Source organism: Paenibacillus sp. JT22N1, assembly GCF_059692155.1.
The window spans coordinates 1-1,175 of sequence record NZ_JCAUAW010000067.1; the positions used below are offsets into that span (position 1 = coordinate 1).

The following is a 1,175-nucleotide window of genomic DNA, read 5'->3' on the forward strand; positions in this document are numbered from 1 at the left end:
GCAAAGGCCACCAGTTTCTTTGCGTGATCAAACCGATCGATTTCCCCGATCTCAGCTAAAATTGTTGCAGCAATCTTAGTGCCAATACCGGGTATCGATTGGATTAAATCATATTCAAGCAATTCTTCAGCTAAGGCATCTAACGATTTATTAAGGGTTGCTAGATGCTCTTGGTATTGAAGAAGTAATTCCATGAGCAGCTGCATGGAGATCAAATGGCTGGAAAAAGCCGTCTCCTTAAAGGGATTTCGCTTTGCTGCAGCCCCTAGGATTTGAGCGCGTTCCAAGCACCATGAGATGGATCTGCTGCGTCCTGTAAGACGCCCGATAGCAGTTGTAATCTCCAACTCGGACATTCCTAGGACCTCTTTAGACGTTGGGTGTAAAGCCAGAAATCGAAGGGAAACCTTTGAATAAAGGTCACCAAACACGCCATGATATTCGGGAAAAACTTGATCCAGAATAGCCTGAAACTGTAGTTTTACTTGGACATACATACCCGTTAAAGATTCATGTTGGCGTGTTAGATAGCGTAAATTCATGAGATGCTGACCCCGCTTTTTGTAGGGTTCAAACTCTTCTTTATAGTACAGCGTCCCTAATAGATGGGCATCTGCGGCATCCGTCTTTAACCGTCGCAAATTGGTTTTCTTGGCGTTATGTGAGATTAAAGGATTAATGACGATGTTCAAATACTGGTGCTCATCTAGAAACTGAACAACGGGGCAATGATAATGGCCTGTTGCTTCCATAACAATGGAGGGACGCATCCCTGCAGCTGATTCCACTCCTCTCATATAATTTAGAAAAGACGCTAACCCTTCAAGATCATGCTTAAACCTAAAGATCTTCCCATGAGGTACTCCACGGTCTAAAAAAGCTTGTGCATGACTCTCACCCTTTGATACATCCAAACCAATGACTGGATTCATAACATCACTCCTGTAGTATTTTCACCGGCAACCCCTAACCTTCTTGTCTTCCACACTATCGCATGTGATACGGGATTCATGTCCCAACCAGCCTAACCATGGTTGAACAAGTAGGGGGGATGAACTGAATAGCTCTCGGGATCCAAGTCCCACGGGCAGAATCGTTCGATCCCCGGCTACCGCTATCTTACGACCTTACAAAAAAGAGGTCGACCAGAAAGATCTGGTGACCTCATAATACGA

General features: G+C 44.7%; 1 protein-coding gene. It reads right to left on the minus strand.

Features of this window, described 5'->3' with window-relative positions; genetic code table 11:
• Positions 1–932, minus strand: a 932-nt coding sequence (locus tag AC58UU_RS39895) for an IS110 family RNA-guided transposase (RefSeq protein ID WP_497323039.1), incomplete at its 3' end; no start/stop codon positions are given.
• Positions 933–1,175: the final 243 nt, after the last annotated feature.